Origin of the sequence: Pseudomonas sp. UBA1879 (assembly GCF_002338065.1) — a bacterium.
In the GTDB taxonomy this organism is placed as follows: Bacteria; Pseudomonadota; Gammaproteobacteria; order Pseudomonadales; family Pseudomonadaceae; genus Aquipseudomonas.
Genome location: NZ_DDHJ01000007.1, coordinates 24217 through 48376 on the forward strand (window position 1 = coordinate 24217; position 24160 = coordinate 48376).

At 59.9% G+C, this 24160-nt stretch carries 21 protein-coding genes; 6 read left to right on the top strand and 15 right to left on the bottom strand.

Features of this window, described 5'->3' with window-relative positions; all coding sequences use genetic code 11:
* Positions 1-22 precede the first annotated feature (22 nt).
* The 11 genes from acs to dksA all read right to left on the bottom strand — a co-directional run bounded on the left by acs (position 23) and on the right by dksA (position 15049).
* The gene (gene acs, locus B3N48_RS08710; protein ID WP_296182137.1) at positions 23-1960 is read right to left on the bottom strand and encodes an acetate--CoA ligase; all 1938 of its coding nucleotides are present in this window, start codon (positions 1958-1960) and stop codon (positions 23-25) included.
* A 175-nt stretch (positions 1961-2135) separates the two neighbouring features.
* Positions 2136-3800: a glucose-6-phosphate isomerase gene (pgi, locus tag B3N48_RS08715; protein ID WP_296182138.1), complete on the bottom strand. Its 1665-nt coding sequence runs from the start codon at positions 3798-3800 to the stop codon at positions 2136-2138.
* A 298-nt stretch (positions 3801-4098) separates the two neighbouring features.
* Positions 4099-4953, bottom strand: a complete 855-nt coding sequence (panC, locus tag B3N48_RS08720; RefSeq protein ID WP_296182139.1) for a pantoate--beta-alanine ligase — start codon at positions 4951-4953, stop codon at positions 4099-4101.
* Complete coding sequence (gene panB / locus B3N48_RS08725) at positions 4950-5750, bottom strand: 3-methyl-2-oxobutanoate hydroxymethyltransferase (RefSeq protein ID WP_296182140.1); 801 nt, start codon at positions 5748-5750, stop codon at positions 4950-4952. The genes panC and panB overlap by 4 nt, the downstream gene beginning before the upstream one ends.
* Before the next feature lie 359 nt (positions 5751-6109).
* The gene (folK, locus tag B3N48_RS08730; RefSeq protein ID WP_296182141.1) at positions 6110-6589 is read right to left on the bottom strand and encodes a 2-amino-4-hydroxy-6-hydroxymethyldihydropteridine diphosphokinase; all 480 of its coding nucleotides are present in this window, start codon (positions 6587-6589) and stop codon (positions 6110-6112) included.
* 5 nt (positions 6590-6594) lie between these two features.
* On the bottom strand, positions 6595-7992 hold the full coding sequence (locus tag B3N48_RS08735; protein ID WP_296182142.1) for a polynucleotide adenylyltransferase PcnB: 1398 nt from the start codon (positions 7990-7992) through the stop codon (positions 6595-6597).
* A gap of 788 nt (positions 7993-8780) precedes the next feature.
* Entirely contained in the window at positions 8781-10220 is a 1440-nt protein-coding gene (locus B3N48_RS08740; RefSeq protein WP_296182143.1) for a sigma-54-dependent transcriptional regulator, read from the bottom strand.
* Between the two features lie 22 nt (positions 10221-10242).
* Positions 10243-13197 (bottom strand): sensor histidine kinase, encoded by a 2955-nt coding sequence (locus B3N48_RS08745; protein ID WP_296182145.1) that lies wholly within the window; start codon positions 13195-13197, stop codon positions 10243-10245.
* Complete coding sequence (locus B3N48_RS08750; protein WP_002552060.1) at positions 13181-13357, bottom strand: hypothetical protein; 177 nt, start codon at positions 13355-13357, stop codon at positions 13181-13183. Before B3N48_RS08750 ends, B3N48_RS08745 begins: the two co-directional genes overlap by 17 nt.
* A 117-nt stretch (positions 13358-13474) precedes the next feature.
* Positions 13475-14362: a tRNA glutamyl-Q(34) synthetase GluQRS gene (gluQRS, locus tag B3N48_RS08755; protein ID WP_296182147.1), complete on the bottom strand. Its 888-nt coding sequence runs from the start codon at positions 14360-14362 to the stop codon at positions 13475-13477.
* 243 nt (positions 14363-14605) lie between these two features.
* Entirely contained in the window at positions 14606-15049 is a 444-nt protein-coding gene (gene dksA / locus B3N48_RS08760; protein ID WP_166598279.1) for an RNA polymerase-binding protein DksA, read from the bottom strand.
* A gap of 342 nt (positions 15050-15391) precedes the next feature.
* Between dksA and B3N48_RS08765 the strand changes: the two genes are divergently transcribed.
* Both B3N48_RS08765 and sfsA read left to right on the top strand, forming a co-directional pair.
* The gene (locus B3N48_RS08765; RefSeq protein WP_296182154.1) at positions 15392-16564 is read left to right on the top strand and encodes a pyridoxal phosphate-dependent aminotransferase; all 1173 of its coding nucleotides are present in this window, start codon (positions 15392-15394) and stop codon (positions 16562-16564) included.
* Entirely contained in the window at positions 16564-17307 is a 744-nt protein-coding gene (gene sfsA, locus B3N48_RS08770; RefSeq protein ID WP_296182156.1) for a DNA/RNA nuclease SfsA, read from the top strand. Before B3N48_RS08765 ends, sfsA begins: the two co-directional genes overlap by 1 nt.
* Here the strand turns inward: sfsA and B3N48_RS08775 are convergent.
* Positions 17285-17614, bottom strand: coding sequence for a Rieske (2Fe-2S) protein (locus tag B3N48_RS08775; protein WP_296182205.1), 330 nt, complete (start codon positions 17612-17614; stop codon positions 17285-17287). The genes sfsA and B3N48_RS08775 overlap by 23 nt on opposite strands.
* A 162-nt stretch (positions 17615-17776) precedes the next feature.
* Between B3N48_RS08775 and B3N48_RS08780 the strand changes: the two genes are divergently transcribed.
* From B3N48_RS08780 to deoC, 4 genes are all read left to right on the top strand, one after another.
* Positions 17777-18667 carry a heme/hemin ABC transporter substrate-binding protein gene (locus tag B3N48_RS08780; protein ID WP_296182158.1) on the top strand — a complete coding sequence of 297 codons (891 nt, stop codon included), beginning with the start codon at positions 17777-17779 and terminating at the stop codon, positions 18665-18667.
* 50 nt (positions 18668-18717) lie between these two features.
* Positions 18718-19701, top strand: a complete 984-nt coding sequence (locus B3N48_RS08785) for a FecCD family ABC transporter permease (RefSeq protein WP_296182208.1) — start codon at positions 18718-18720, stop codon at positions 19699-19701.
* Positions 19701-20468 carry a heme ABC transporter ATP-binding protein gene (locus B3N48_RS08790; RefSeq protein ID WP_296182159.1) on the top strand — a complete coding sequence of 256 codons (768 nt, stop codon included), beginning with the start codon at positions 19701-19703 and terminating at the stop codon, positions 20466-20468. The genes B3N48_RS08785 and B3N48_RS08790 overlap by 1 nt, the downstream gene beginning before the upstream one ends.
* A 158-nt stretch (positions 20469-20626) precedes the next feature.
* A complete protein-coding gene (gene deoC, locus B3N48_RS08795) occupies positions 20627-21388 on the top strand; it encodes a deoxyribose-phosphate aldolase (RefSeq protein ID WP_296182161.1) in 762 nt (253 codons plus the stop codon).
* Positions 21389-21606: 218 nt separating this feature from the next.
* On the opposite strand, the gene B3N48_RS08800 is transcribed toward deoC, so the two are convergent.
* The 3 genes from B3N48_RS08800 to B3N48_RS08810 all read right to left on the bottom strand — a co-directional run bounded on the left by B3N48_RS08800 (position 21607) and on the right by B3N48_RS08810 (position 24112).
* The gene (locus B3N48_RS08800) at positions 21607-21894 is read right to left on the bottom strand and encodes a TfoX/Sxy family protein (RefSeq protein WP_296182162.1); all 288 of its coding nucleotides are present in this window, start codon (positions 21892-21894) and stop codon (positions 21607-21609) included.
* 236 nt (positions 21895-22130) lie between these two features.
* Entirely contained in the window at positions 22131-22475 is a 345-nt protein-coding gene (locus B3N48_RS08805; protein WP_296182164.1) for a pentapeptide repeat-containing protein, read from the bottom strand.
* A 101-nt stretch (positions 22476-22576) separates the two neighbouring features.
* Positions 22577-24112 carry an AAA family ATPase gene (locus B3N48_RS08810; RefSeq protein ID WP_296182168.1) on the bottom strand — a complete coding sequence of 512 codons (1536 nt, stop codon included), beginning with the start codon at positions 24110-24112 and terminating at the stop codon, positions 22577-22579.
* Positions 24113-24160 lie beyond the last annotated feature (48 nt).

A 24160-nucleotide genomic window follows, 5' to 3' on the forward strand; every position in this document is an offset into this window, starting at 1 on the left:
CGCAGGACAAGCCACGCTCCCTTTATCGGTTCAGGCGCTTCTCGATCAACCCTTCGACGACACTCGAATCCGCCAGGGTCGAAATATCCCCCAGGCTGTCGATCTCGTTGCAGGCGATCTTGCGCAGAATGCGCCGCATGATCTTCCCCGAACGGGTTTTCGGCAACGCCGGGGCCCACTGAATCAACTCCGGTTTGGCGAAGCTGCCAATTTCCTTGCTGACCAGCGCCAGCAATTCCTTCTGCAACGCGTTATCCGGTTCGATGCCGGCCATGGTGGTCACGTACGCATAGATCGCCATGCCTTTCACGTCATGGGGATACCCCACCACCGCGGCCTCGGCCACGTTGTCATGCAGCACCAGCGCGCTTTCGACCTCCGCAGTGCCAATGCGATGCCCGGAGACGTTGATCACGTCGTCGACGCGGCCGGTGATCCAGTAATGCCCGTCCTGATCCCGACGCGCCCCGTCACCCGTGAAGTAATAACCCGGATACGGCTTGAAGTAAGTCTCCACCATGCGTTGCTGGTCGCCGTACACGCCGCGAATCTGCCCCGGCCAACTGGCCTTGATCGCCAACAGGCCGCTGGTGGCGCCTTCCAGCTCATTGCCTTTGTCGTCAAGCAACACCGGCTGCACGCCAAACATCGGCTGGGTCGCACAGCCCGGTTTCAGCGGGGTGGTGCTGATCAGCGGGGTGAGCATGGTGCCGCCGGTCTCGGTCTGCCACCACGTGTCGACGATAGGGCAGCGGTCTTTTCCGACTTTATGGAAATACCATTCCCACGCTTCGGGATTGATGGGCTCACCGACCGTGCCAAGAATTCGCAGGCTGTCACGGCTAGTATTCTCAAGCGGTTTCGGCCCCTCACGCATCAGCGCGCGCAACGCCGTAGGAGCGGTGTAGAAAATGTTGACGTGGTGCTTATCGATCACCTGCCAGAAGCGCGATGAGTCCGGGTAATTGGACACGCCTTCGAAAATCAGCGTGGTGGCGCCGTTGGCCAGGGGCCCATAGACGATGTAGGTGTGACCGGTGACCCAACCGACGTCGGCGGAGCACCAGAAAATCTCCCCATCGCGGTAGTCGAACACGTGCTGATGCGTCATCGCCGCTTGCAGCAGATAGCCGCCAGTGGTGTGCAGCACGCCCTTGGGTTTGCCGGTGCTGCCGGAGGTGTAGAGGATGAACAATGGATCCTCGGCGTCCATTGGCTCGGGCGGGCAGTCATCGCTGATGCCGTGCAGGGCTTCGTGGTACCAGATGTCGCGCCCTTCGACCCAATCGACCTCGCCCTCGGTGCGCTTGACTACCAGCACGGTGCTGACATTCGGACAGCTTCGCAGGGCCTTGTCGACGTTCTGTTTCAGCGGGATGTATTTGCCGCCGCGCACGCCTTCATCCGCCGTGATCACGGTCTGGCAATCGGCATCGAGGATTCGGTCGCGCAGGGCGTCCGGGGAAAAACCGCCAAACACCACCGAATGAATCGCGCCGATGCGGGTACAGGCGAGCATTGCGTAAGCCGCTTCCGGAATCATCGGCATGTAGATGCACACCCGATCGCCTTTTTTCACCCCGCGCTGCTTCAGCACATTCGCCAGGCGGGCGACGTTGTGGTGCAGCTTCTTGTAGGTGATTTCCGCGGACTCTGAAGGGTTGTCGCCCTCCCAAATGATCGCGACCTGGTCGCCACGCTTCTCCAGGTGGCGGTCGATACAGTTGTAACTGACGTTCAGCGTGCCGCCTTTGAACCACTGCGCGCTGCCGGTCTTGAGATCGGATTGCTGTACCTGGTCCCACGGCGAGAACCAGTGAAGGAATTTTTTTGCCTGTTCGGCCCAGAAGGCGTCGGGCTGTTCGATGGATTGCCGGTACAGACGCTTGTAGTCATCGGCACTGAGTTGAGCGGCTTTTCGCGTCGCGTCGGCGTGTGGGAAATCGCTGATATTGAACATGGCGTCTCCTGTTTTTCTTGTGAGGGTGTGTAGCCACAATAGGACATCAGAGTCGATTGTGTCGGCGCGGTTCAGACGTGTCGGGTTCAGTTCGGCCAGACGCAATGAACCAAAAACACAAAACCCGCCGCCTCTTGCGAGGGAGCGGGTTTTGACGTGTTGCCTTACAACTGAATCAGCCGCGGTGGCGACCGCGGAAGTAGTTGATCAGGCCTTGAGTGGACGCATCTTCGGCCACGCTCTCTTCCGTGCCAACGAGGCGGCTGTACACGCCCTTGCCCAGTTCCTTGCCCAACTCGACGCCCCATTGGTCGAAGGCGTTGGTGCCCCAGACCACGCTCTGAACGAAGACCTTGTGTTCGTACATCGCGACCAGCGCACCCAAACGACGCGGGCTGATGCGCTCGACGACGATGGTGTTGCTGGGACGGTTGCCGGGGATGACCTTGTGCGGCGCGACCCGCTGCACTTCTTCTTCGGGCATGCCCTTGGCGCGTAGCTCGGCTTCGGCTTCAGCACGGGTCTTGCCCTGCATCAGCGCCTGGCTCTGCGACAGGCAGTTGGCGTACAGCCACTGATGGTGATCGGAGACCGGGTTGAAGCTGACGATCGGCACGATGAAGTCCGCCGGAATCAGCAGGGTGCCCTGGTGCAGCAACTGGTGATACGCATGCTGACCATTGGCCCCCACGCCACCCCAGATCACAGGCCCGGTGTCGATATTCACCGGCACGCCGTCCTGGCGAACGCTCTTGCCGTTGGACTCCATGTCCAGTTGTTGCAAGTGTTTGGTGATGTTGCGCAGGTAGTGGTCGTACGGCAGGATCGCGTGGCTCTGCGCGCCCCAGAAGTTGCCGTACCACACCCCCAAGAGGCCCAGCAGCACGGGCATGTTCTGTTCGAAAGACGCGTTCTGGAAGTGCTGGTCCATGGTGTACGCACCGGACAGCAGCTCCTTGAAGTTGGACATGCCGATGGCCAGCGCGATCGGCAAACCAATGGCCGACCACAGCGAGTAACGACCGCCCACCCAGTCCCACATTGGGAAGATGTTCTCTTCGCGAATGCCGAACGCTACAGCCGCAGCGTTGTTGCTCGACACGGCGATGAAGTGGCGATGCAGCTCGGCCTCAGAACCGCCTTGGGCCAGGTACCAGGCGCGGGCTGCGGTGGCATTCTTCAAGGTTTCGAGGGTGGTGAAGGTTTTCGACGACACGATGAACAGCGTCGTTTCAGCGCGCAGTTTGCTGGTCAGCTCGTGCAGTTCAGTGCCGTCGATGTTCGCCAGGTAATGGCAGCGAACGCCTTTTTGCGCGTAGGACAACAGCGCTTCGGAGACCAGCTCCGGGCCCAGGAACGAGCCGCCGATGCCGATGTTGACGATGTCAGTGATCGGTTTTTCGGTGTAGCCACGCCACAGGCCGTCGTGGATGCGCCCCACCAGATCAGTCATCTGGTTCAGCACTTTGTGCACTTCCGGCATCACGTTGACACCGTTGACCTGCAGCTTGTCGCCGACCGGGCGACGCAGCGCTGTGTGCAAAGCCGGACGACCTTCTGAAGCATTCACCAACTCGCCGTCGTATTGCGCTTTGATCGCGTCTTTCAGGCCCACTTCATTGGCCAGATTGACCAACAGCTGACGCGTTTCGGAAGTGATCAGGTTTTTCGAGTAGTCGAGAAACAGCCCGCTGCTGCTGAGGGTGAATTCGTCGAAACGCTTCGGGTCTTCGTTGAACGCATCACGCATGCTGAAGTTCTGCATCGCTTTGCGGTGATCGGTGAGCGCCTGCCAGGCGGGCAGGGTGGTGACGTCATGAGGGGTGCGGTAGTACGCCATCGCTGCGGGTTTCCTTGTACTTGAACTGCCTTTTGGACATTGAAAAGCCAGGGGCGGGTCGAATGCATGCGTTCTCCGAAGCCTAATGCCCGGACGCGCCGATGTCTGCGCCTCGCTTTACCTTTGCTCGGTACTTTTTCTCACAAGGTAGTGCCGCCCCAGTGGGGCGACCTGTACCGGTATGGCATTGCGGGTGTGGCTAAGTTCATTGCCCGCTGCCAGATAGAGCCTGCGCGGGCTGAAGTTTCATCAAGCGTTCCGGGACTGAGCATAGTTGCGAATCCCGAGACCATCGCCTTTAAGGCACTTTGCTCAAATGCAGATTGTCGATCAGGCGCGTCTTACCCAGAAATGCGGCACCCAGCACCACGAGATCCTGATCCTCCGCTGCCGCGGGGCGCAGTGTGACGGCCTGGCGAATCTCAAGGTAGTCCAGACGGAAGCCGGCGTCTTCCAGCGCTTTCTTGCCATCGGCGAGTAACCGTTCGTGGTCTTGCTCGCCCGCGAGGAGGGCGTCGCCGATCTGCTTGAGGACACGGTACAGCGTCGGGGCGGTGGCGCGCTGTGCTTCGGTCAGGTAGCCGTTGCGCGAAGACAGCGCCAGGCCATCAGCGGCGCGAACCGTGGGCTCGCCAATGATCTGGATCGGCATGTTCAGGTCACGCACCAAGGCGTTGACCACGGCCAGTTGCTGAAAGTCTTTCTGGCCGAAGATTGCGATGTCGGGCTGCGCCATGTTGAACAGTTTGCTGACCACCGTAGACACACCGTCGAAGTGGCCCGGGCGACTGCCGCCACACAGGCCTTCGGAGACCACGGGCACGCGGACGATGGTTTGATCGGCCATGCCGTGGGGGTACATTTCTTCGACCGTTGGCGTGAACAGCAGATGGCAACCGGCTTGCAGCAGCTTCTCCTGATCGGCCGCGAGAGTGCGCGGGTAAGTGGCCAGGTCTTCGTTGGGGCCGAACTGCAGCGGGTTGACGAAAATGCTCGCGACCACGAAGTCCGCCCGCTGGGCGGCTTTGGTGACCAGCGCAGTGTGGCCGCTGTGCAAGTTGCCCATGGTCGGGACCAGCGCGATGCGTTTGCCTTCACTGCGGGCGCGTGCCACGGCGGCGCGCAGTTCACGCACGGTTTTTACAGTGTTCATGCCGAAAATCCGTGTTCTGGGGCCGGAAAGCTGACGTTTTTGACAGCGCTGACGTACGCGGCGATGGCCGATTGAATGTCGGGCTGACCGAGCATGAAGTTCCTCACGAACTTCGGCACGCGACCGCTGATGGACAGGCCAAGCATGTCGTGCAGCACCAGCACCTGGCCGTCGACCGCGCTGCCCGCGCCAATCCCGATGACCGGAATCTTCACGGCCTGCGTGATTTCCTGCGCCAGCTCGCTCGGAACGCATTCCAGCAACAGCATGGCGGCACCGGCCTGTTCCAACGCGATGGCGTCGGCACGAATCTGCCGTGCTTGCGCCTCCTGACGACCCTGCACTTTATAGCCGCCCAGGACGTTGACGGTCTGCGGCGTCAGGCCCATGTGCGCACACACTGGAATGCCCCGTTCGGCCAACACACGAATGGAGTCGGCCAACCAGCCCGCGCCTTCGATCTTGAGCATGTGCGCCCCGGCCTGCATGAGCATCGCACTGTTGGCGAACAGTTGTTCCGGGGTGGCGTAGGACATGAACGGCAAATCGGCGAGGATCATGGCGCCCTGATTGCCCCGTTTGACGCTGGCCACGTGATAGGCCATCTCGGCGGTAGTGACGGGGAGGGTGCTGTCATGACCCTGCAAGACCATGCCCAGCGAGTCGCCCACCAGCAAAATTTCAACGCCCGACTGAGACGCCGCATGGGCGAAAGTCGCGTCGTAAGCCGTGAGCATGGTGATTTTTTCACCCTTCTGCTTCAGGCCCAGCAAGGACGTCACGGTGATATCTGGCATGTAAAAAGTCCTCGTTCAGGCGCGGTGAATACTACGGCGAGCAACGCGTGATTCATTCTGCAAACGCAGGCACATCGTCGTTTCGCGATGTTTGAAAAGACCTGTCTGGCACCTGGCAAGCCGGTCGTCCGGCTTTGGGACGCTTATCTTCGTGAGGAGGGGGCGGGAAGTCAATTCCAGGTGTTACCGGGTGGCGCGGGGATGTTACCGGAGGGAAACGGCTGATGGGCCTGAGTGGTGAAAATGCCGATACCTGTGTAGGAGCGCGCTTGCCCGCGATTGCAGTGCGTCAGTGCCATTACAGCGTCTGACACACCGCATTCGCGGGCAAGCGCGCTCCTACTGCTCGTATCTGTGCTTCAGCCCGGAATGCGCTCAAGCCCTTCGAACGGGCATGCGGCCAGCAAATCATCCAGCGAACGACCATCGGCGAAGGTGATCCCAGGCGCCAGCTCTGCCAGTGGATACAGCACGAACGCGCGGGCGTGCATGTGATAGTGCGGGACTTTCAGGCGAGGTTCGTCGATCGAGCGCTCTCCAAACAGCAGAATGTCCAGATCCAGTGTTCTCGGCCCCCAGCGCTCAAGACGTTCGCGGCCTTGACCGTTCTCGATCCCCTGAAGGGCATCCAGTAGCGCCAGGGGAGCCAGCGCGGTGTCGAGGGCCGCGACGGCGTTGGTGTAGCGCGGCTGACCGGGCAGCAACGAATCGCTTACGTAAAAAGAGGAAACGCCTGACAGCGTGGTCTCGGGCAATTGGCCCAGCGCCTTGATCGCTTCACGCAATTGCTCGGCAGGGTCAGCGAGATTGCTGCCCATGCCGATGTATACCCGTTCCATCTCCGTCACTCCGATGCATCGGCACCAGCGCGTTTGCGCTTGCTGCCACCGCTGCGACGACGTTTGCGCGGGCCTTGGCCAGTCGTGTCGGATTTGCTGCCCAGGTCACGGATCATGTCGCGACGGCCAGACTCGTTGGCATCCTGATACTCAGTCCACCAATCACCCAGCCCATCGGTTTCCTCACCCGCACTTTCACGCAGCAGCAGGAAATCGTAACCCGCACGGAAACGCGGGTTGTCCAGCAGCAGGTCGGCGCGCTTGCCTGAACGGCGGGGCAGACGCTCCTGCATGTCCCAGATCTCGCGGATCGGCATGGTGAAACGCTTGGGTATAGCGATGCGTTGGCATTGCTCGGCGATCAGCTCGTGAGCGGCTTCCTGCATGGCCGGGATCGGCGGCATGCCGCGCTCTTGCAGGCGCAATACGCGGGCGGGCAGGGCCGGCCACAGCAGCGCGGCGAACAGGAATGCCGGTGTCACCGGTTTGTTCTGCTGCACGCGCAGGTCGGTGTTGGCCAGCGCTTCGCTGATGAGCGTATGCGTGTAAGTCGGGGTGTATTCCAGCGCCTTGGAACTGGCCGGGAACAGTGGCTCGAACAGTTCCAGATCCACCAGCATCTCGAAGGTCGGTTCGGCGTACCCTGACAGGAACAGCTTGAGGACTTCTTCGAACAGGCGGGCGGCGGGGATATCACGCAGCATTGGCGCCAGCGGGCGAATCGGCGTGGCGCTATGTTTTTCGATGCCGAAGTCCAGCTTGGCAGCGAAACGCACGGCGCGCAGCATCCGCACCGGGTCTTCTTTATAGCGCTGCTGAGGATCGCCGATCAGACGGATCAGCCGGTTGCGAATGTCGTGCACGCCGTTGGCGTAATCCAGCACGCGTTCGCTGACCGGGTCGTAATACAACGCGTTGATGGTGAAGTCGCGGCGTTGAGCGTCTTCTTCCAGCGTGCCGTAAACGTTGTCCCGGAGAATCCGACCGCTCTCATTACGGGAAGACTGGTTGCTGTCTTCCTCCTCGTCATCCTGCGGGTGATTGGCGCGAAAGGTCGCGACTTCGATGATTTCGCGACCGAAGTGGATGTGCACCAGCTTGAAACGGCGGCCGATGATGCGCGCATTGCGAAACTCGGCGCGGACTTGCTCGGGCGTGGCGCTGGTGGCGACGTCGAAATCCTTGGGGGTGATGCCCAGCATCAGGTCCCGCACGCAGCCGCCGACCAGATAGGCCTGGTAGCCCGCGTTCTGTAAACGCTCGACGATGTTAACCGCGTAGCGACTGAATTGAGTGCGCTGCAACGAGTGTTGGCTGCTACTGAGCACTTCAGGCGTTGTACGCGTATGTTGCTGCGGCTTGCGCAGGGGAGATCGGAATGACTGGAACAGCTTTTTCAGCATGGGATGCACTGTTTGAAGGAATATTCGGCCAATGACAAAGAATGACCGCACGATGGGCGGGGATTCTAGCATTTAGTCGAGGGATGGTGTAGGACGCCGCGCGAACAGGTCCTGGAGGCAGGGAAAGTAGGGCTGTGACGGGGATGGCGGGGGGAGGTAATCCGGCACGCGACCGGAGAAACGCTGTGTTTCGGTGTTACGGAAGCTACTGGGGGAGCCGAAGCTCCCCCAAAGTGTATGCTCTTATTTTTATTATTCGTTGGGCTTTTTATTTTTGTTGAGCGCCCAATTCACGGCTTTCGCCTGTGAAATCTCCCAATCGGGAGCCAAGAGCAAACGGATTGCTTTGGTCGCTGTGCTGCAATTATCAATCGATCCAACCAGTTCAGGCGCTACCTTAGGGTAGTTTTTTGTTGTTCTCAGCCTGGTTGCGGGACAAGTCCCAAATGCAACGCCTCTCCAAAAGAATCAGTTAGCTGCGCCTCCGCCGTGTTGTTTTTATTGTGCGTGAGTCGATACGTCTTATTTTTATTATGGTGTTCTGCGGGTGACTGATTTTTGTTGTTCTTGTACTAAGCATATAGCAGGACGCGTGCCAACTATTGCCAAACTGGCTGGAGCCCGCTGTTTTCGGGGGTGTGGCAAATCGACGCTATTTTCTTGTAGCCAAAAAAAACCGGGACTACGTTACCGTACGCCCCGGCTTTTGTTACGTGTTGCTGATGAGGTAACAGTTTTTTCACAACTGCTGAGAGGCGCGTGCCAGAGCCTCGCGGCTGTGCCTGGCCTCAGGTTTCGCTGGCCACGCCGGTCTTGCGCCGAGGGATGCCGAGCCGTTGACGCCGCTCCCACAGGCATTTGCGGCTCACACCCAGCTTGCGGGCCAGTTCGGTCTCGGTCATGTGGTCCTGATGCTCAAGAACGAAGTGCTGGAAGTAGTCCTCAAGGGACAAGTCTTCAGTGGGCTCATGAGCGGTTGAGCTGGCCGATGGCTGCTGCGGCGCCAGACCGATGAATTCCTCAACGTCCAGATCGCTCAGCTCGATGTCAATCCCTAGCAGATCTGCCGATATTTCAGGGCTCTCGCACAGGATGACCGCCCGCTCGACCGCGTTCTCCAGCTCGCGCACGTTGCCCGGCCAGGAATAGTGACGAATGGCCTGCTCGGCATCCGGACCGAAACGCAGGTCGGTACGTCCGGCTTTCGCACTCTGACGGGCCAGAAAGGCGTTGGCGATTTCGTTAACGTCCGCGCCACGCTCACGTAGCGCTGGCAGTTTCAGGGCAATGACGTGCAGACGGTAGTAAAGGTCTTCACGGAATTGACCGACTTTGGCCAGGCTTTTGAGGTCGCGGTGAGTCGCGGCAATCAATCGGACATCGACCTTCTGCGACTGCACCGAGCCAACCCGGCGGATTTCGCCTTCTTGGAGCACCCGCAGCAGACGCGCTTGCGCCTCGAGCGGCAGTTCGCCGATTTCATCGAGAAACAGTGTCCCGCCGTCAGCAGCTTCGACCAGACCGGCCCGGCCCGCGCTGGCGCCCGTAAATGCGCCTTTTTCGTGGCCGAACAATTCAGACTCGATCAGGCTTTCGGGGATGGCAGCACAGTTCACCGAAATCATCGGCGCCTTGGCGCGACGGGAAAGATTGTGCAGCGCGCGGGCCACTAATTCTTTGCCTGTGCCGGACTCACCTTGAACCAGCACGTTGGAGTCGGTTGGAGCCACTTTGCGAATCTTGCTGTAAAGGTCCTGCATCGGTGGACAGGAGCCGATGATGCCGATTTCGCCGTTGCTGTTGTCAGGCACTGCCTTTTCCGAGGTCGACGTTTTGCCAGCGGATGTGGTGCGTTCAGCCTGAAGGCTTTGCACCGTCTGCCGGTCTCGGAGAATGCGCGAAACGGCTTGCAGCATTTCGTCGTGGTCGAAGGGCTTGGCGATGTAGTCCACCGCACCCATTTTCATCGAGTCCACGGCTGAGCGAAGGCTGGCGTAGCTGGTCATGATCAGCACCGGCTTGCCCTGGCCGAGCCGGATCAGCTCGGTACCTGGGGCGCCAGGCAAGCGCAAGTCGCTGACGATCAGGTCGAACGAGGGGATGGTGAAACGTTCCTGAGCTTCCTGCACGGATCCGGCTTCACTGACCTGGTACTGATTGCGTTCCAGCAGACGACGCAGGGCAGAGCGGATAATGGTTTCGTCTTCGACGATCAAAATGTGCGGCATTGATTCGGTACTCTCGACGGTCTCAGTTCACAGCGGACGTCGCTTCGACATGTCGCGGTAAGGTCACCCGGATACGGGTTCCGCGCTGTTGCTCGGGGTCAGCCGGGCTGTCGATGGTGATTTGTCCATAATGCTCTTCAACGATGGAATAGACCAGTGCGAGCCCCAGTCCTGTTCCTTCTCCCGGATCCTTGGTGGTGAAGAACGGTTCGAACAAGCGATCCATGATTGCTTTCGGAATGCCAGTGCCTTCGTCTTCGACGATCAAATCGATCGTATGTTCGCAGGCTTCGCTTTTTACCCGTACCGCACTGCCCGCAGGGGAGGCGTCACGGGCGTTGGAGAGCAGGTTGATCAGCACCTGTGCCAACCGCTGCGGATCACCATCGACCCAGTGGTTCGGGTTGCACAGGTTATAGAATTGCACGTCGAAATTGCGACGATTTAGCGCGAGCAGACCAATGGCATCCTGAGCGACCTCGGCCAGACAAACGGCTTCATCGGCGTGTTGATGCCCGCCCGCATGGGCGAAACTCATCAACGACTGCACGATGCGCGACACGCGTTTGGTCTGTTCGATGATCTGGCTGCTGATTTCCGTCAGTTCGCCGTCCTCTTCCCGCTCTTCGCGCAGGTTCTGCGCCAGACAGGCGATGCCAGTGATCGGGTTACCGATTTCGTGGGCCACCCCGGCGGCCAGCCGGCCAATGCTCGCCAGACGTTCGGAATGGACCAGCTTGTCTTCAAGCATCTGGGTGTCGGTCAGGTCTTCCACCAGAATCACCAGGCCGCTGTTGCCAGGCGCGAGAGGCTCGTCGATGGCCGCTTTGTGCAGGTTCAGCCAGCGCGTCTGCCCGTCCAGCGCCAGGCGCTGCTTGTGCAAGTGTTCATCCGGGACATTGATAAAACCCAGTAGCAACTGGCGCCATGGGTCGGCAATGGTCTCGAGGCGAGAGCCCACGACACGCTGGGCGCCGATGCCGGTAAGTTCTTCCATGGCCTTGTTCCACATCAGGATTTCCTGATCCTTGGCGAGTGAGCAGACGCCCATCGGCAGTTCCTGCAAGGTCTGCCGGTGATAGCGACGCAGCGCATCCAGTTCTGCGGCCAGGCCGGTCAGGCGCGAGTGGTAATCCTCAAGGCGGCTTTCGATGAAGTGAATGTCTTCGGTGACATAGTTTTCGCCGCCCGATTTGTACGGCAGGAAGGTTTCCACCATGTCCTGGGCAACGCTGGGGCCCATCAGCCCGGAAAGATTGGCCTCGATCCGGTCGCGCAAACGGCGCAGCGCATATGGACGTCGTTCATCGAACGGCAAGTAGAGATCGCGCAAGGCTTGTTCGACTTCCTTCTGTGCGGCTTTGGCGCCCAGTGGCTTCGCCAGTTGGGTGGCGAACTCTTGAGGTGACACGGCGTGTAATTCGCGACGCTGGGGGCGCCGCACGTTGTCCACTGCGCAGGCTTCGGCGGCGCTGGCCTCTTCGGGGCTGGGGTTGCTGAACAGTGAAATCAGGGTGAACACCAGCACGTTGGCGGCGAGAGATGCGATGGCCGCCATGTGCCAACTGGTGTCGTCCAGCACGTAGATCATGTTCAGCAGGGGGATGTAGAAGCCCTGGAAGTTGCCGATCAGCGGGAACAGCATGCTGACCAGCCAGACCACGATCCCGGCGATCAGCCCGGCCATGAATCCCCGCCGGTTGGCCGCCGGCCAGTACAGAACCGACAGTACGCCCGGGAGGAACTGCAAGGTGGCGACGAACGCGACGATGCCGAGGTTGGCCAGATCCTGCTTGGCACCCAGTAACAGGTAGAACCCGAAGCCGGCCATGATGATCGCGACGATCAAACCGCGACGGGTCCACTTCAACCAGCGGTAGATATTGCCTTCGGCGGGTGGCTGATAGAGCGGTAGCACCAGATGATTCAGCGCCATGCCCGAGAGGGCGAGCGTGGTGACGATGATAAGGCCGCTCGCTGCTGAAAGCCCGCCCACGTATCCCAGTAACGCCAGCGCAGGATTGTGCGCGGCGATACCGATGCCGAGTGTGAAATATTCGGGACTGGTGGTTGCCCCCAGTTTCAGCCCTGCCCACAGCACCAGTGGCACGGCAAGGCTCATCAACAGCAGGAACAGCGGCAGTCCCCAACTGGCGCTGACCAGCGAGCGGGGGTTGAGGTTTTCGGTAAAAGTCATGTGATACATGTGCGGCATCACGATGGCAGAAGCGAAGAACACCAACAGCAGCGTGCGCCACGGGCCTTCCTGCAGCGGGGTGTGCAAGGCGGCCAAGGCGCTCTGGTTCTGCAACAGCCACTGTTCAAGGCTCTGCGGGCCATCGAACACTCCGTACAGCGCGTAGATGCCGATGCCGCCCATCGCGATCAGCTTGATGACCGATTCGAAGGCGATGGCGAACACCAGGCCTTCATGCTTCTCCCGCGTTGCGATATGCCGGGAGCCGAAGAAGATGGTGAACAGCGTAATCAGGATGCAGAAAGCAAGGGCAACGTAGTTGCGCACGGGCTCCCGGGTGAGGATGCCGATGGAGTCCGCCACGGCCTGAATTTGCAGCGCCAGCAGCGGCAGCACGCCAATGAGCATGAAAATGGTGGTCAGTGCCCCGGCCCATGTGCTGCGAAACCGGAACGCGAACAGGTCCGCCAGCGATGACAGCTGGTAGGTGCGGGTAATTTTCAGGATCGGATACAGCAGCACCGGTGCCAGCAGAAACGCGCCGGAGACCCCGAGATAACTCGACAGGAAACCGTAGCCATATTCGTATGCCAGACCGACCGTGCCGTAAAACGCCCAGGCACTGGCGTAGACGCCCAGCGACAGGGTGTAGGTCAGCGGGTGACGAATGATCCAGCGCGGAATGAGGCCGCGCTCGCTGATCCAGGCGACACCGAACAGCACCAGCAGGTAGGCGGCACTGACCAGAATCATCTGGGTCAGGCTAAAGCTCATCGGCATCTCGTTGGCTCTGCAAAATGAAAGTCACCACGATCAGGATCAGCCACAGCATGTAAGGCCGATACCAGGCGCCTGTCGCATCGATCCACCAGTCCATGATGGCCGGGGAAAAAAGGTAAATGCCTACCACCAGTAGCAGGACCAATCGATAAATGTACATTTGGCCTCCTGGGTTGACTGACGCGGGGTGAAGGAGCGGCATGGTAACGGATGGCTATCTGGCTGCAAGCGACGTTTCGGCCAGCTTTATGCCGCGATGGGCGCCAATCGCTCTGGCTCAGTCTATTCGAGCTTCTTCGATGCTGGCGACCCGGGGAATCAAATGGGCATTCCAATGGGCGATTCCCCAGTCCAGCACCTCTCGCGGGGTGCCGAACGAAAGCTCGTCCGGTGCCGGTTGGCCCAGCGCCCGCAACGCCCGAAGCAGCAAAGCTGTAGCCTGATCAGCCGGCAGGGGCGGGGAGCGGTAGGACTTGCCCAGCTTGTGCCCGTCTGGCTGCGTGATCAGGGGAACGTGCAGGTAATGCGGTTGTGGCAGGCCCAGCAGTTCTTGCAGGTAAAGCTGGCGGGGCGTCGAATCCAGTAGATCAGCGCCTCGCACAATGTCGGTCACCCCTTGGCAGCCATCGTCGAGGACGACCGCCAATTGATACGCGTACAGGCCGTCGCGGCGTTGGATCACGAAATCGCCAACGTCTCGCCCCAAATGCTGATGAAACGGACCTTGAACGCGGTCTTCAAAACGGTATTCCAGTTCCGGGACGCGAATGCGGATCGCGGCATTGTCAGGAGAATGTCCAGCGTTCCGGCAGATACCGGGATAAACGCCACCAAAATCTTCCAGCTGCTTGCGCGAACAGGTGCATGCGTATGCCAGCCCGTAGCTGAACCAGCGATCAATGATGTCCTGATAGGCACCGTGGCGATCGCTTTGTCTGACGAGTTCGCCATCCCACTCGAAACCGTAGGTTTCGAGGGTGTTGAGAATCGCCGCCTGGGCGCCCGGCTCTTCTCGTGGCGGGTCCAGGTCTTCCATGCGCATTAGCCACTGCCCGCCAACGGCACGCGCGTCGAGGTATGACGCCAATGCCGCGACCAAAGAGCCGAAGTGCAGATAGCCACTGGGGGTTGGCGCAAAGCGCCCTATATAAGAAGGGGATTTCATGGGCGCTGATAGTACTGGAAATGAGATGTGCTAAAAACCGGACGATGCTGGAGACCCTGTAGGACACCGCTTTCTCTGAGGGAGCCGGCTGGCTGGCGAAGGCGGTGTGCCAGACACAGAGTTATTGGATGACACCGCAAGGTTCGCCAGCCAGCCGGCTCCTACACGGGTTGCGGCAGCCTAACAGGGGACAAAAACAACAAAAGACGCCGAAGCGTCTTTTGTCTTTCCAGAAAAACAGGATCACTTACCGATCTGCTTTTCCTTGATTTCAGCCAGTGTCTTACAGTCGATGCACAGGTCGGCTGTCGGGCGGGCTTCCAGACGGCGCAGGCCAATCTCGATGCCGCAGGATTCGCACCAGCCGTACTCTTCGTCTTCGATCAATTGCAGCGTTTTGTCGATCTTCTTGATCAACTTGCGCTCACGGTCACGAGCACGAAGCTCCAGCGCGAATTCTTCTTCCTGACTGGCGCGGTCAGCGGGGTCAGGAAAGTTGGCCGCTTCGTCCTTCATGTGATCAACCGTACGGTCGACTTCCTGCATCAAGTCCTGTTTCCACTTGTTCAGGATCTTGGTGAAGTGAGCACGCATGGGCTTGCCCATGTACTCCTCATCCTTCGTCGGGACGTAAGGTTCGAACCCGCTAATTGTCTGTGTGCTTTTTTGCTTTTCTTCGGTGGGCATGAACGGACCGCCTCTCACTCTTCTAAGCCATTGCGCAGGGTAATGATCCATCGCCGACACCTGCCGGCCCTGCGGCTGCAAGCGGGCGAACTTACCAGATCGTATCGGAGCGCGCTACTCCCGGTTGTCGAGCATGGCCCGGCAACGCGCCCGTGAACTATGACCACAGCCAAAGCGCCCGGTTTTATATTATTTTGCGATGCCATCAGTCTAGCCCCTGCTGCGACATCATCCGTTTTTGTTGATCACCGGCAGATGCAGCGCGCCGAACGATAAATCTGTAGCCGTTCGAGGGGTTGGGTAGAATCGGCGCTTTCCGACACCCGTAATAAAGGAAGAGACATGCCTCAGCCGTACAGTGCGCGTAGTCGCGCCATCGAACCTTTTCATGTCATGGCCCTGCTGGCCCGTGCCAATGAACTGCAGGCTGCGGGGCATGACGTTATCCACCTGGAGATCGGCGAGCCCGATTTCACCACGGCCGAGCCCATCGTCAAGGCCGGACAGGCAGCATTGGCGGCCGGGAAGACTCGCTACACCGCAGCCCGCGGTTTGCCTGAGCTGCGCGAGGCGATCTCGGGTTTTTACCAGCAGCGCTATGGCCTGAGCATTGATCCTGGGCGGATTCTGATCACGCCGGGAGGCTCGGGTGCGTTACTGTTGGCGACGAGCCTGTTAGTCGATCCCGGGAAACATTGGCTACTGGCCGACCCAGGCTACCCGTGTAACCGGCACTTCCTGCGACTGGTCGAGGGAGCTGCGCAGTTGGTGCCGGTCGGACCGGAAGTGCGTTACCAGCTCACCCCCGACCTGGTGGCGCAGCACTGGAATGAGGATAGTGTCGGCGCCTTGGTCGCCTCGCCCGCTAATCCGACCGGTACGCTGCTGCACCGGGACGAACTGGCGGCACTCTCGACCTCACTCAAAGCTCGCGACGCGCATTTGGTGGTGGACGAGATTTATCACGGACTGACCTACGGCACAGACGCGGTCAGCGTGCTGGAAGTCGATAATGATGCGTTCGTGCTGAATAGTTTTTCAAAGTATTTCGGCATGACCGGGTGGCGCCTGGGTTGGCTGGTCGCACCCGAAGCGGCCATCGGCGATCTGGAAAAGCTGGCGCAGAACCTCTACATCAGCGCACCTAGCATGGCGCAAAGCGCGGCCCTGGCCTGTTTCGAGCCGCGAACGCTGGAAATCCTCGAACAGCGCCGCGCGGAATTCGGCAAGCGCCGGGATTTTCTGCTGCCTGCGCTACGGGAATTGGGCTTCAACATTGCCGTCGAGCCGGAGGGCGCGTTCTATCTGTATGCCGACATCAACGCCTTTGGCGGCGATGCCTTCGCTTTTTGCCGACACTTCCTCGAAACTGAACACGTAGCTTTTACACCTGGACTGGATTTCGGGCGTCACCAGGCTGGACATCACGTGCGCTTCGCCTACACCCAGAGTCTGCCGCGTTTACAGGAAGCAGTTGAACGTATTGGCCGTGGGCTGCGGAGTTGGCAAGGCTGATGCGTTTTTCTCCTGAGCTTGAAGAAGGACGCCTGCTGCAACGCTACAAACGGTTTCTCGCTGACATTGAAACCCCCAGTGGCGAGCGCCTGACCATCCACTGCCCCAACACCGGTTCGATGTTCAACTGCATGATGCCGGGCGGCCGCGTCTGGTTCAGCCGCTCCGCCGACCCCAAGCGCAAACTGCCCGGGACCTGGGAAATCAGCGAAACCCCGCAAGGGCGCTTTGCCTGCGTCAACACCGGCCGAGCCAATAAGCTGGTCGAAGAGGCGCTGCTGGCAGGTGTGATCACCGAGTTGAACGGGTTCATGTCGCTTAAGCGCGAAGTGGCGTATGGGCAAGAAAACAGCCGTGTGGACTTTCGCCTCGATTACCCGGACGGCCCCGTGTTCCTCGAAGTGAAAAGCGTGACCCTGGGCTTCGATGAAAGCGCGGTCGCGGCATTTCCAGATGCCGTCACTCAGCGTGGCGCCAAGCATTTGCGTGAGTTGGCGGCGTTGGCACGAGAAGGGGTGCGTGCGGTGCTGCTGTATTGCGTCAACTTGACGGGCATCGAGGCGGTGCGGCCCGCTGAAGAAATCGACGCCGCTTACGCCGAAGCCTTGAGAACCGCGGTTGCCGCGGGTGTCGAAGTCTTGGCGTACGGCGTGCAGCTGACGCCCGAAGAAGTGCGGGTCGATCGGCAGCTTGAGGTTCACCTGACTGAAACGCGCCCTATCAGCCCCGTGTTGGCAGGTTGATCCAGACGCCCTGATCCTCTTCGCCAGATTCAACGGCGCTCAGGAATGCACCCTCGCAGGGGCCAGCGACGCACTCGCCGGTTTCGATCAGAAACAACGCGCCGTGAGTCGCGCACTGAATAAGGCTGGCGCTGGCATCCAGAAACTGATCGGGCTGCCATTCCAGCGCAACGTTTCGATGCGGGCAGCGGTTCTGATAGACGTACACCTGCCCCGCGCGTCGTACCGCCAGCACGGGAACCCCATCGACATTGAAACCGCGGCTCATTCCCTCAAGCAGATCAGCTTTTTCACACAGGTATTTCAGCGGACTCTCCTTCCTGCTTGACGCGCAAATGCAAATAATTATCAAATTGCTCCGCTTCGCGGGCGACCTAGTCTGACAGCTCGGCGATCGCTGCGTCGATCACGTTGGCCTGTTATCGCGATCCGGCTCACGCGCTTCTTCTATATAAAGGACCTTTTTCCCATGCGTTTTCTCGCCAAACTGGCCGGCCTCTTGATCGGGCTCTCATTCACTCATGGGGCCTGTGCAGAAGCGCAGCGGTGGGTCAGCGTCGGCGGCGCGCTAACCGAATGGGTTGTGGCGATGGGAGGCGAGTCACAGCTGGTGGGTATCGACAGCACAAGTCAGCATCCAAGCTCCATTAAATCCCTGCCAAGCATTGGCTATCAACGCCAGCTGTCGTCAGAGGGGATCCTGAGTTTGCGTCCGAAAATTCTGGTGGGGACGGAAGAAATGGGGCCGCTACCGGTGCTTGAACAGCTGCGCGCCGCGGGCGTGAAGGTCGAGGTGTTTTCCGCGGGCGCTGATGTCGGTGCGCTCCAGAGCAATTTGCAGAAGCTCGGCGCGCTCCTCGATAAAGACGCGTTGGCTCGCGACTTGAGCGAACAGTACACCCAACATCTCGATGCTCTGCATGCCTGGGTGGCGCAAGCGCAACTGCATCAGTCTGCGCCGAGGGTGCTGTTGCTGGTCAGCCATGCCGGCGCCGCGCCGATGGTGGCGGGGACAGGCACAGTGGGTGACTGGCTGATCAAGCAGGCGGGAGGTCGCAATCTGGCGACCCATGCGGGCTACAAGGTTTTCTCTGCAGAGGCAATGGCAGGGTTGGACCCTGAAGTGCTGGTGTTCACCGATCGTGCGCAAATGGGGAGTTCGTCCCGAGAGGCGCTGCTCAGAGAAAATCCGCTGCTGGCCGCGACCCGTGCCGGTCGTCAGAATCGCCTGATCGAGCTTGACCCGACATTGCTGGTCGGCGGTTTGGGCCCACGACTGCCCGATGCCATGCAAACCCTGGCCAAAGCCTTTTACCCTGCCGACACGGCGCTCAATGCCAAGGTTTTGCCTGCCCAATGAGCAACATCGTGCAACCTCGTACGCTGTTCATCGTCCTGAGCGCGGTGTGTCTGATGGCGATCTGGCTCTCACTTGCGCTTGGGCCGATCAGCCTGCCCCTCACGGACACCCTGCGCGCCGGTTGGCAGCTGCTCGGCTTTGCCGGGAGCGACGAAAATCTGCGGCAGGCGGAGCTGATTATCGGTCAGATTCGCGTCCCCCGAACCTTGCTTGGCCTCGCGGTGGGAGCGGTGCTGGCGCTTTCGGGCGTAGCGATGCAGGGCTTGTTTCGGAATCCGCTCGCCGACCCTGGCTTGGTCGGGGTGTCCAGCGGGGCCGCACTCGGCGCGGCGGTCGCCATTGTCGCGGGCGCTTCGCTGGGCGGTTTGCCGGAAATGTTTGCGCCTTATCTGTTGTCGATCTGCGCCTTTGTCGGCGGGCTCGGGGTTACCGGGATCGTGTACCGCCTTGGCCGTCGAGATGGCCAGACCAGCGTGGGTACCATGCTGCTGGCTGGCGTGGCAATGACGGCGCTGGCGGGGTCAATCATTGGGCTGTTCACGTATCTGGCGGACGACGCAGCACTGCGCACTCTGACTTTCTGGAACCTCGGGACGTTGAATGGTGCGAGCTACGCGAGGCTGTGGCCATTGCTGCTGGTCTGTGCGCTTGTAATCGTCTGGCTGCCGCGCCGGGCGAAAGCCTTGAACGCGCTGTTGCTCGGCGAATCCGAGGCGCGTCATCTGGGGATTGAGGTCGAGCGGCTCAAGCGCGAGCTCATTTTGTGTATCGCGCTGGGGGTGGGTGCGGCCGTTGCTGCGGCTGGCCTGATCGGTTTCGTCGGGCTGATCGTGCCGCATCTGGTGCGGCTGATCGCCGGTCCCGATCATCGCGTCGTGCTGCCTGCCTCGGCGCTGGCAGGTGCAAGCCTGTTGCTGTTGGCCGACGTGTTCGCCCGTCTGGTGTTGGCGCCTGCCGAGCTACCGATTGGCATCGTGACGGTGTTCATCGGCGCGCCGTTCTTTCTGTTTCTGCTGGTGAGGGGGCGCGCTTGATGATGAAGGCCGAACGCATCAGCGTGCATCGTGATGGCTCATGCGTGTTGGCGGGTATCGACCTGACGCTCAACCCTGGCGAAATGCTGGGGGTGTTGGGGCCGAATGGCGCCGGAAAGAGTACTTTGCTCGGCGCGTTGTGCGGCGAGTTGAAAACCACGCAAGGGTGCGTTTGGCTTGACGATCAACCGTTGTCGCACTGGACAGGTCAGCAGCGTGCGCGGCGTCTGGCGGTCTTGCCACAGAGCTCAACGCTAAGCTTCGCTTTCAGCGTTCAGGACGTGGTCGCGATGGGGCGTCTGCCTCATGACAGTGGCCAGCAACGGGACGCCGAGATCATTCAGGCATCCCTTGAAGCCGCCGATGCGTTGCATTTGATGGGTCGGAGTTACCTCGCCCTGTCGGGTGGCGAGCGCCAACGGGTGCACCTGGCCCGAGTGCTGGCGCAACTATGGCCGGGGGAGGGTGGGCAGACATTGCTGTTGGATGAGCCGACATCCATGCTCGACCCGTTGCATCAGCACACCACCTTGCAGGCGGTGCGTGGATTTGCCGACCGAGGCGGTGCGGTGCTGGTGATCCTGCATGACCTCAATCTGGCCGCGCGCTACTGCGACCGATTGCTATTGCTTGAGGCGGGGCGGCCATTCGCGTCTGGCACCCCGGAGGACGTGCTGGTGCCGGACGCATTGCGAGCGGTGTTTGGCCTGGAGGTCTTGGTGCAAAGACACCCTGAGCGCGGTCACCCTTTGATCATCACTCGCTGACCTTCTCTCTTTCCTGCAGACGTTTTTTGAAGGCAATGTCCTTAAGATGTTTCTGATAATTGCGTAGGCCCGCTCTTTGCCGCTCGCATGGCCGTTCACGCCGTTTCTGACTGGATTATCGTCCGCACCTGGAGTTCGCAGGTTGTCGAGGAATAGTGATGGAGCGGGTGTGTGTGAGTGACGAAGCCGTGGCGCAAAAGGCGATAGGGCTACTGGAACTGACGTCGTTGAATGTCGACGATACGGCGGAGCGCATCGGCGCACTGTGCGAGCGCGCGTTGACCCCGGTCGGGAATGTCGCAGCGGTGTGCGTGTCACCCCGATTTGCCGGATTGGCGCGGCGCACGCTCGACAGCCTTCGGGCGCGGGAGGTCAAGGTCGTGGCGGTAGTCAACTTCCCGAATGGCGGCGTGTCGGTGAGCGCCGTTGAATCTGAAACCCAATCGGCGATGCTGACCGGGGCCGACGAAATCGATCTGGTTTACCCCTACCACGCACAACTGAGTGGCGATCGGGCCGTCGGCAGTGCGATGGTCGCCGCTTGTAAGGCCAAGTGTGGATCTCGGGGATTGTTGACGGTGACGTTGGAGACGGGGCTGCTGCGGGATCCGCAAATCATCCATCAGGTCTGCCGCAATGCGATTCTGGGGGGCGCGTCTTTCCTCAAGACCAGTACCGGCAAACAGGCGGTGGGCACGACACCGCAGGCGGCGAGAATATTGATCGAAGCCATTGCCGAGACGGGGGCGCAAGTGGGGTTCAAGGCGTCCGGGAATGTTCGTACGCTGGATGAGGCTCGCGTCTATCTCGATGTGGTGGGCAGGAAGTTCGGTCCGCTTTGGGCTGGGCCCGCCCGGGTCCGGTTAAGTGGCGCAAGCCTGCTGGACGATCTTCTGGCGCATCTGGGTGTTCGACCGTGAAAACCTCGCAGGACGTGCCAGGGTTTAGGAATGACGCCGAACTGCAGACAAAAAAAGACCCGGCAAAAAGCCGGGTCAAAAACCGTGATTAGCCTGATGAGGAGATAATCTGAGAGTCCGAACCAAGGAGCCTTTCAGGTTACCAGCCAGTCTCGCGACCGGATGTGATAATCATAGTGATTCTCATTTGTAAGTCAACAGGCAATCTCAAACTATTTTCAGGGTTGGTAATAGGCTGCTGTCTGGCTCGAAGCGACCTCGTTCAATTCTTCGTCGAGTCGAGCTTTATCCGCTTGAGTCAATTCACGCCAGTCAAGATCGTCCAGCGCGCCGGCGATGTAATACAGCAGCGCTTTCGAGGTCCGAAAGTCGCGAGCCTGAACAGCTTTGTAGGCGAGTATGGGGCCGAGTCGGCGAAGGTCTGCGGCGTTGTGAATGCCCGCGGCGTGTAACCACTGGGCCGAAGTTTTGCCCAGATTTTTCATCTGTAGCAGTTCGTCTTCCATGATGCCTCCTGCAGGTGTAGCTCCTTGTTGGATAACCTCCTGGACTTGTAAAAACTGCAGATGCAAGCCATGGAATGAGTGTAGACACCCTTCCAAATGCCTTCTAATCGCGCACATGAAAACGCTTGATTACCCGCCGAATGGTCATATCTGCGGCTAACAGCCTGCGTGGCCCCGGCTCATTGCGTAAGCAGGGCTGATGATCGACGATCCGCGAAGCGTGTGCCGTTAGCGCGTCAGCGAGTGCGATAACGCAGGCGGGTACCGAAATTGACTGACATGAGGATCTCGTCCGCACTCAGTTCGACAGGGAAGTAGGCGCCGGAAATTTGGGCGTGGGCAATGCTGGCACCTTCCAGCGATGCGGTGCGAAAGTCGACGCCGCGAAGGTCTGCGGAACGGAAGTACGCGTCGCTGAAGTCGACCTCTTCGGCATTCAGATCGCGAAGGTCCAAGCCACGGAAATCACCGCCCGCAAGGTCGATGGGGCCACTTTTTGGGCGTTGCAGATTGAAGGCACTGACGTCATCTTTTCGCAGAAGCGCAAAAAGCGGCGATTCGAGCTGCTTGGGCTGGTTCATCGTGGCGTCACCTTGTTGGAATTCTGACGCCATTATAATGCCACTATCATCGAGCCGTGAAGTGTCAGGCTTCACGATTCGATGACTGGTGGCTCGACCGATTACAAGCCCGGCAGGTATTGGCGGATGTCATCCACCAACTTATCCAGATCACCACTCAGGTTCGTTTCGACGTGGCGACTGCGCAGCGTTTCGTCGGCGGTCAATGGCTCACGGTTTGCCAACTGAGCCTCAATCACGTCCATCGTTGCGTCGGACGGGTCGTTGTTCAGTGCCTGACGTTGCGCCAGCCAGCCCTGAATGACGGCCTTTGGCGCAGCGCAGTCAACGATCAGGAAGGGCGTGCCAGTGTTTTCGGCGACTTGAGCAGTTGCCTGACGTTGGTCGAATTTGAGGAACGTGGCATCGATCACCACCGGGAAGCCCGCGTGCAGCACCACTGCGGCCAGCTCATTGAGGCGTTTGTAGGTCGCGGCACTGACGTCCGACGCGTAAAGATTCTGGCTGTCACCGAACAGGCGCTTGCGCTCGACATCCGAACGCAGGCGTACGGCGCCAAGGGCTTCGACCAGACGCATGGCTACGTGACTTTTGCCGACAGCCGAGACGCCATGGGTAATGGCCAGGAAGTTCGACGGAATGGCGCTGTAACTCTCCGCCAGATTGGCATAGTTGCGGTATTGGCGCAGGGTGGTCGCGCGTTGCACATGATCAGCGTCTGCGGACAGGCTGAACAACGCAACTTTGGCGCGCACGAGTGCACGGTAGGCTTTGTAGAAGTTCAGCAGTTCCAGGCCTTCATAGTCGCCGGTGTGTTCGAGGTACTGACTGATCAAGCGCCGTGACAGACTCTTCAGGCCGCGGTCTTCCAGGTCCATGGCCAGGAAGCCGATGTCGGCGTACACGTCGGTCATGCGGAACGGTTCGTTGAATTCGATGCAGTCGAAAATCACCACCTTGCCGTCGATCAGAGTGATGTTACCGAGATGAATGTCGCCATGGCATTCACGAATGAACCCGTCGGCCTTGCGTCGGGCCATCAACGGCTGCAGGCGTGCATAGCTGGCGTTCGCCCAGGCTTCCAGCGCACTCAGCTGAACGAGGTCGGCCTTCTCGGTGAGAAACGGCAGGATCTGTTCGAAGTTCTGGCTTACCGGCGCCATCGCGTATTCGGGCGAGCCGAGCGGGTTTTCTGACGGCACACGGGGTGTGCTCGTGTGGAACTCGGCGATCTGGCGAGCCATGTCGTCAATGTGTGCCGTTGTCAGCTCACCTTTGGCTTGGAGAACGCTCAACAGGCCATCTTGCGGGAATTGACGAATCTTCAGGGCGAACTCGATCGCGTCGCCTTCGCCCCCCAGCTGCGGAGCTTCGGCAGTGCCGGTGATCGGCAACACGTCCAGATACAAATCGTGAGTCAGACGCTGATTGAGCTTTAGTTCCTGCTGGCAGAAATGTTCACGCGCTGCGAGGGTGGTGAAGTCCAGAAAGCCGAAATTCATCGGTTTCTTGATCTTGTAAACGTAGGGGCCAGTGAGCAGCACCCAGGAAATATGCGTTTCGATGACCTGAAATTGCTCCACGGGATGAGGGAACAGGGCAGGATTTTGAAGCGCGGCGATCAGTGTCTGGCTCACGGACGATCCTTGAAAGAGGTTAAGTCGAGAATGGGGTGACTAAAGGTG

Bases quoted from the DNA above. Each gene is read 5' to 3' on its own strand.
- acs (WP_296182137.1), bottom strand. From the start codon at position 1,960: ATGTTCAATATCAGCGATTTCCCACACGCCGACGCGACGCGAAAAGCC.
- pgi (WP_296182138.1), bottom strand. From the start codon at position 3,800: ATGGCGTACTACCGCACCCCTCATGACGTCACCACCCTGCCCGCCTGG.
- panC (WP_296182139.1), bottom strand. From the start codon at position 4,953: ATGAACACTGTAAAAACCGTGCGTGAACTGCGCGCCGCCGTGGCACGC.
- panB (WP_296182140.1), bottom strand. From the start codon at position 5,750: ATGCCAGATATCACCGTGACGTCCTTGCTGGGCCTGAAGCAGAAGGGT.
- folK (WP_296182141.1), bottom strand. From the start codon at position 6,589: ATGGAACGGGTATACATCGGCATGGGCAGCAATCTCGCTGACCCTGCC.
- B3N48_RS08735 (WP_296182142.1), bottom strand. From the start codon at position 7,992: ATGCTGAAAAAGCTGTTCCAGTCATTCCGATCTCCCCTGCGCAAGCCG.
- B3N48_RS08740 (WP_296182143.1), bottom strand. From the start codon at position 10,220: ATGCCGCACATTTTGATCGTCGAAGACGAAACCATTATCCGCTCTGCC.
- B3N48_RS08745 (WP_296182145.1), bottom strand. From the start codon at position 13,197: ATGCCGATGAGCTTTAGCCTGACCCAGATGATTCTGGTCAGTGCCGCC.
- B3N48_RS08750 (WP_002552060.1), bottom strand. From the start codon at position 13,357: ATGTACATTTATCGATTGGTCCTGCTACTGGTGGTAGGCATTTACCTT.
- gluQRS (WP_296182147.1), bottom strand. From the start codon at position 14,362: ATGAAATCCCCTTCTTATATAGGGCGCTTTGCGCCAACCCCCAGTGGC.
- dksA (WP_166598279.1), bottom strand. From the start codon at position 15,049: ATGCCCACCGAAGAAAAGCAAAAAAGCACACAGACAATTAGCGGGTTC.
- B3N48_RS08765 (WP_296182154.1), top strand. From the start codon at position 15,392: ATGCCTCAGCCGTACAGTGCGCGTAGTCGCGCCATCGAACCTTTTCAT.
- sfsA (WP_296182156.1), top strand. From the start codon at position 16,564: ATGCGTTTTTCTCCTGAGCTTGAAGAAGGACGCCTGCTGCAACGCTAC.
- B3N48_RS08780 (WP_296182158.1), top strand. From the start codon at position 17,777: ATGCGTTTTCTCGCCAAACTGGCCGGCCTCTTGATCGGGCTCTCATTC.
- B3N48_RS08790 (WP_296182159.1), top strand. From the start codon at position 19,701: ATGATGAAGGCCGAACGCATCAGCGTGCATCGTGATGGCTCATGCGTG.
- deoC (WP_296182161.1), top strand. From the start codon at position 20,627: ATGGAGCGGGTGTGTGTGAGTGACGAAGCCGTGGCGCAAAAGGCGATA.
- B3N48_RS08800 (WP_296182162.1), bottom strand. From the start codon at position 21,894: ATGGAAGACGAACTGCTACAGATGAAAAATCTGGGCAAAACTTCGGCC.
- B3N48_RS08805 (WP_296182164.1), bottom strand. From the start codon at position 22,475: ATGAACCAGCCCAAGCAGCTCGAATCGCCGCTTTTTGCGCTTCTGCGA.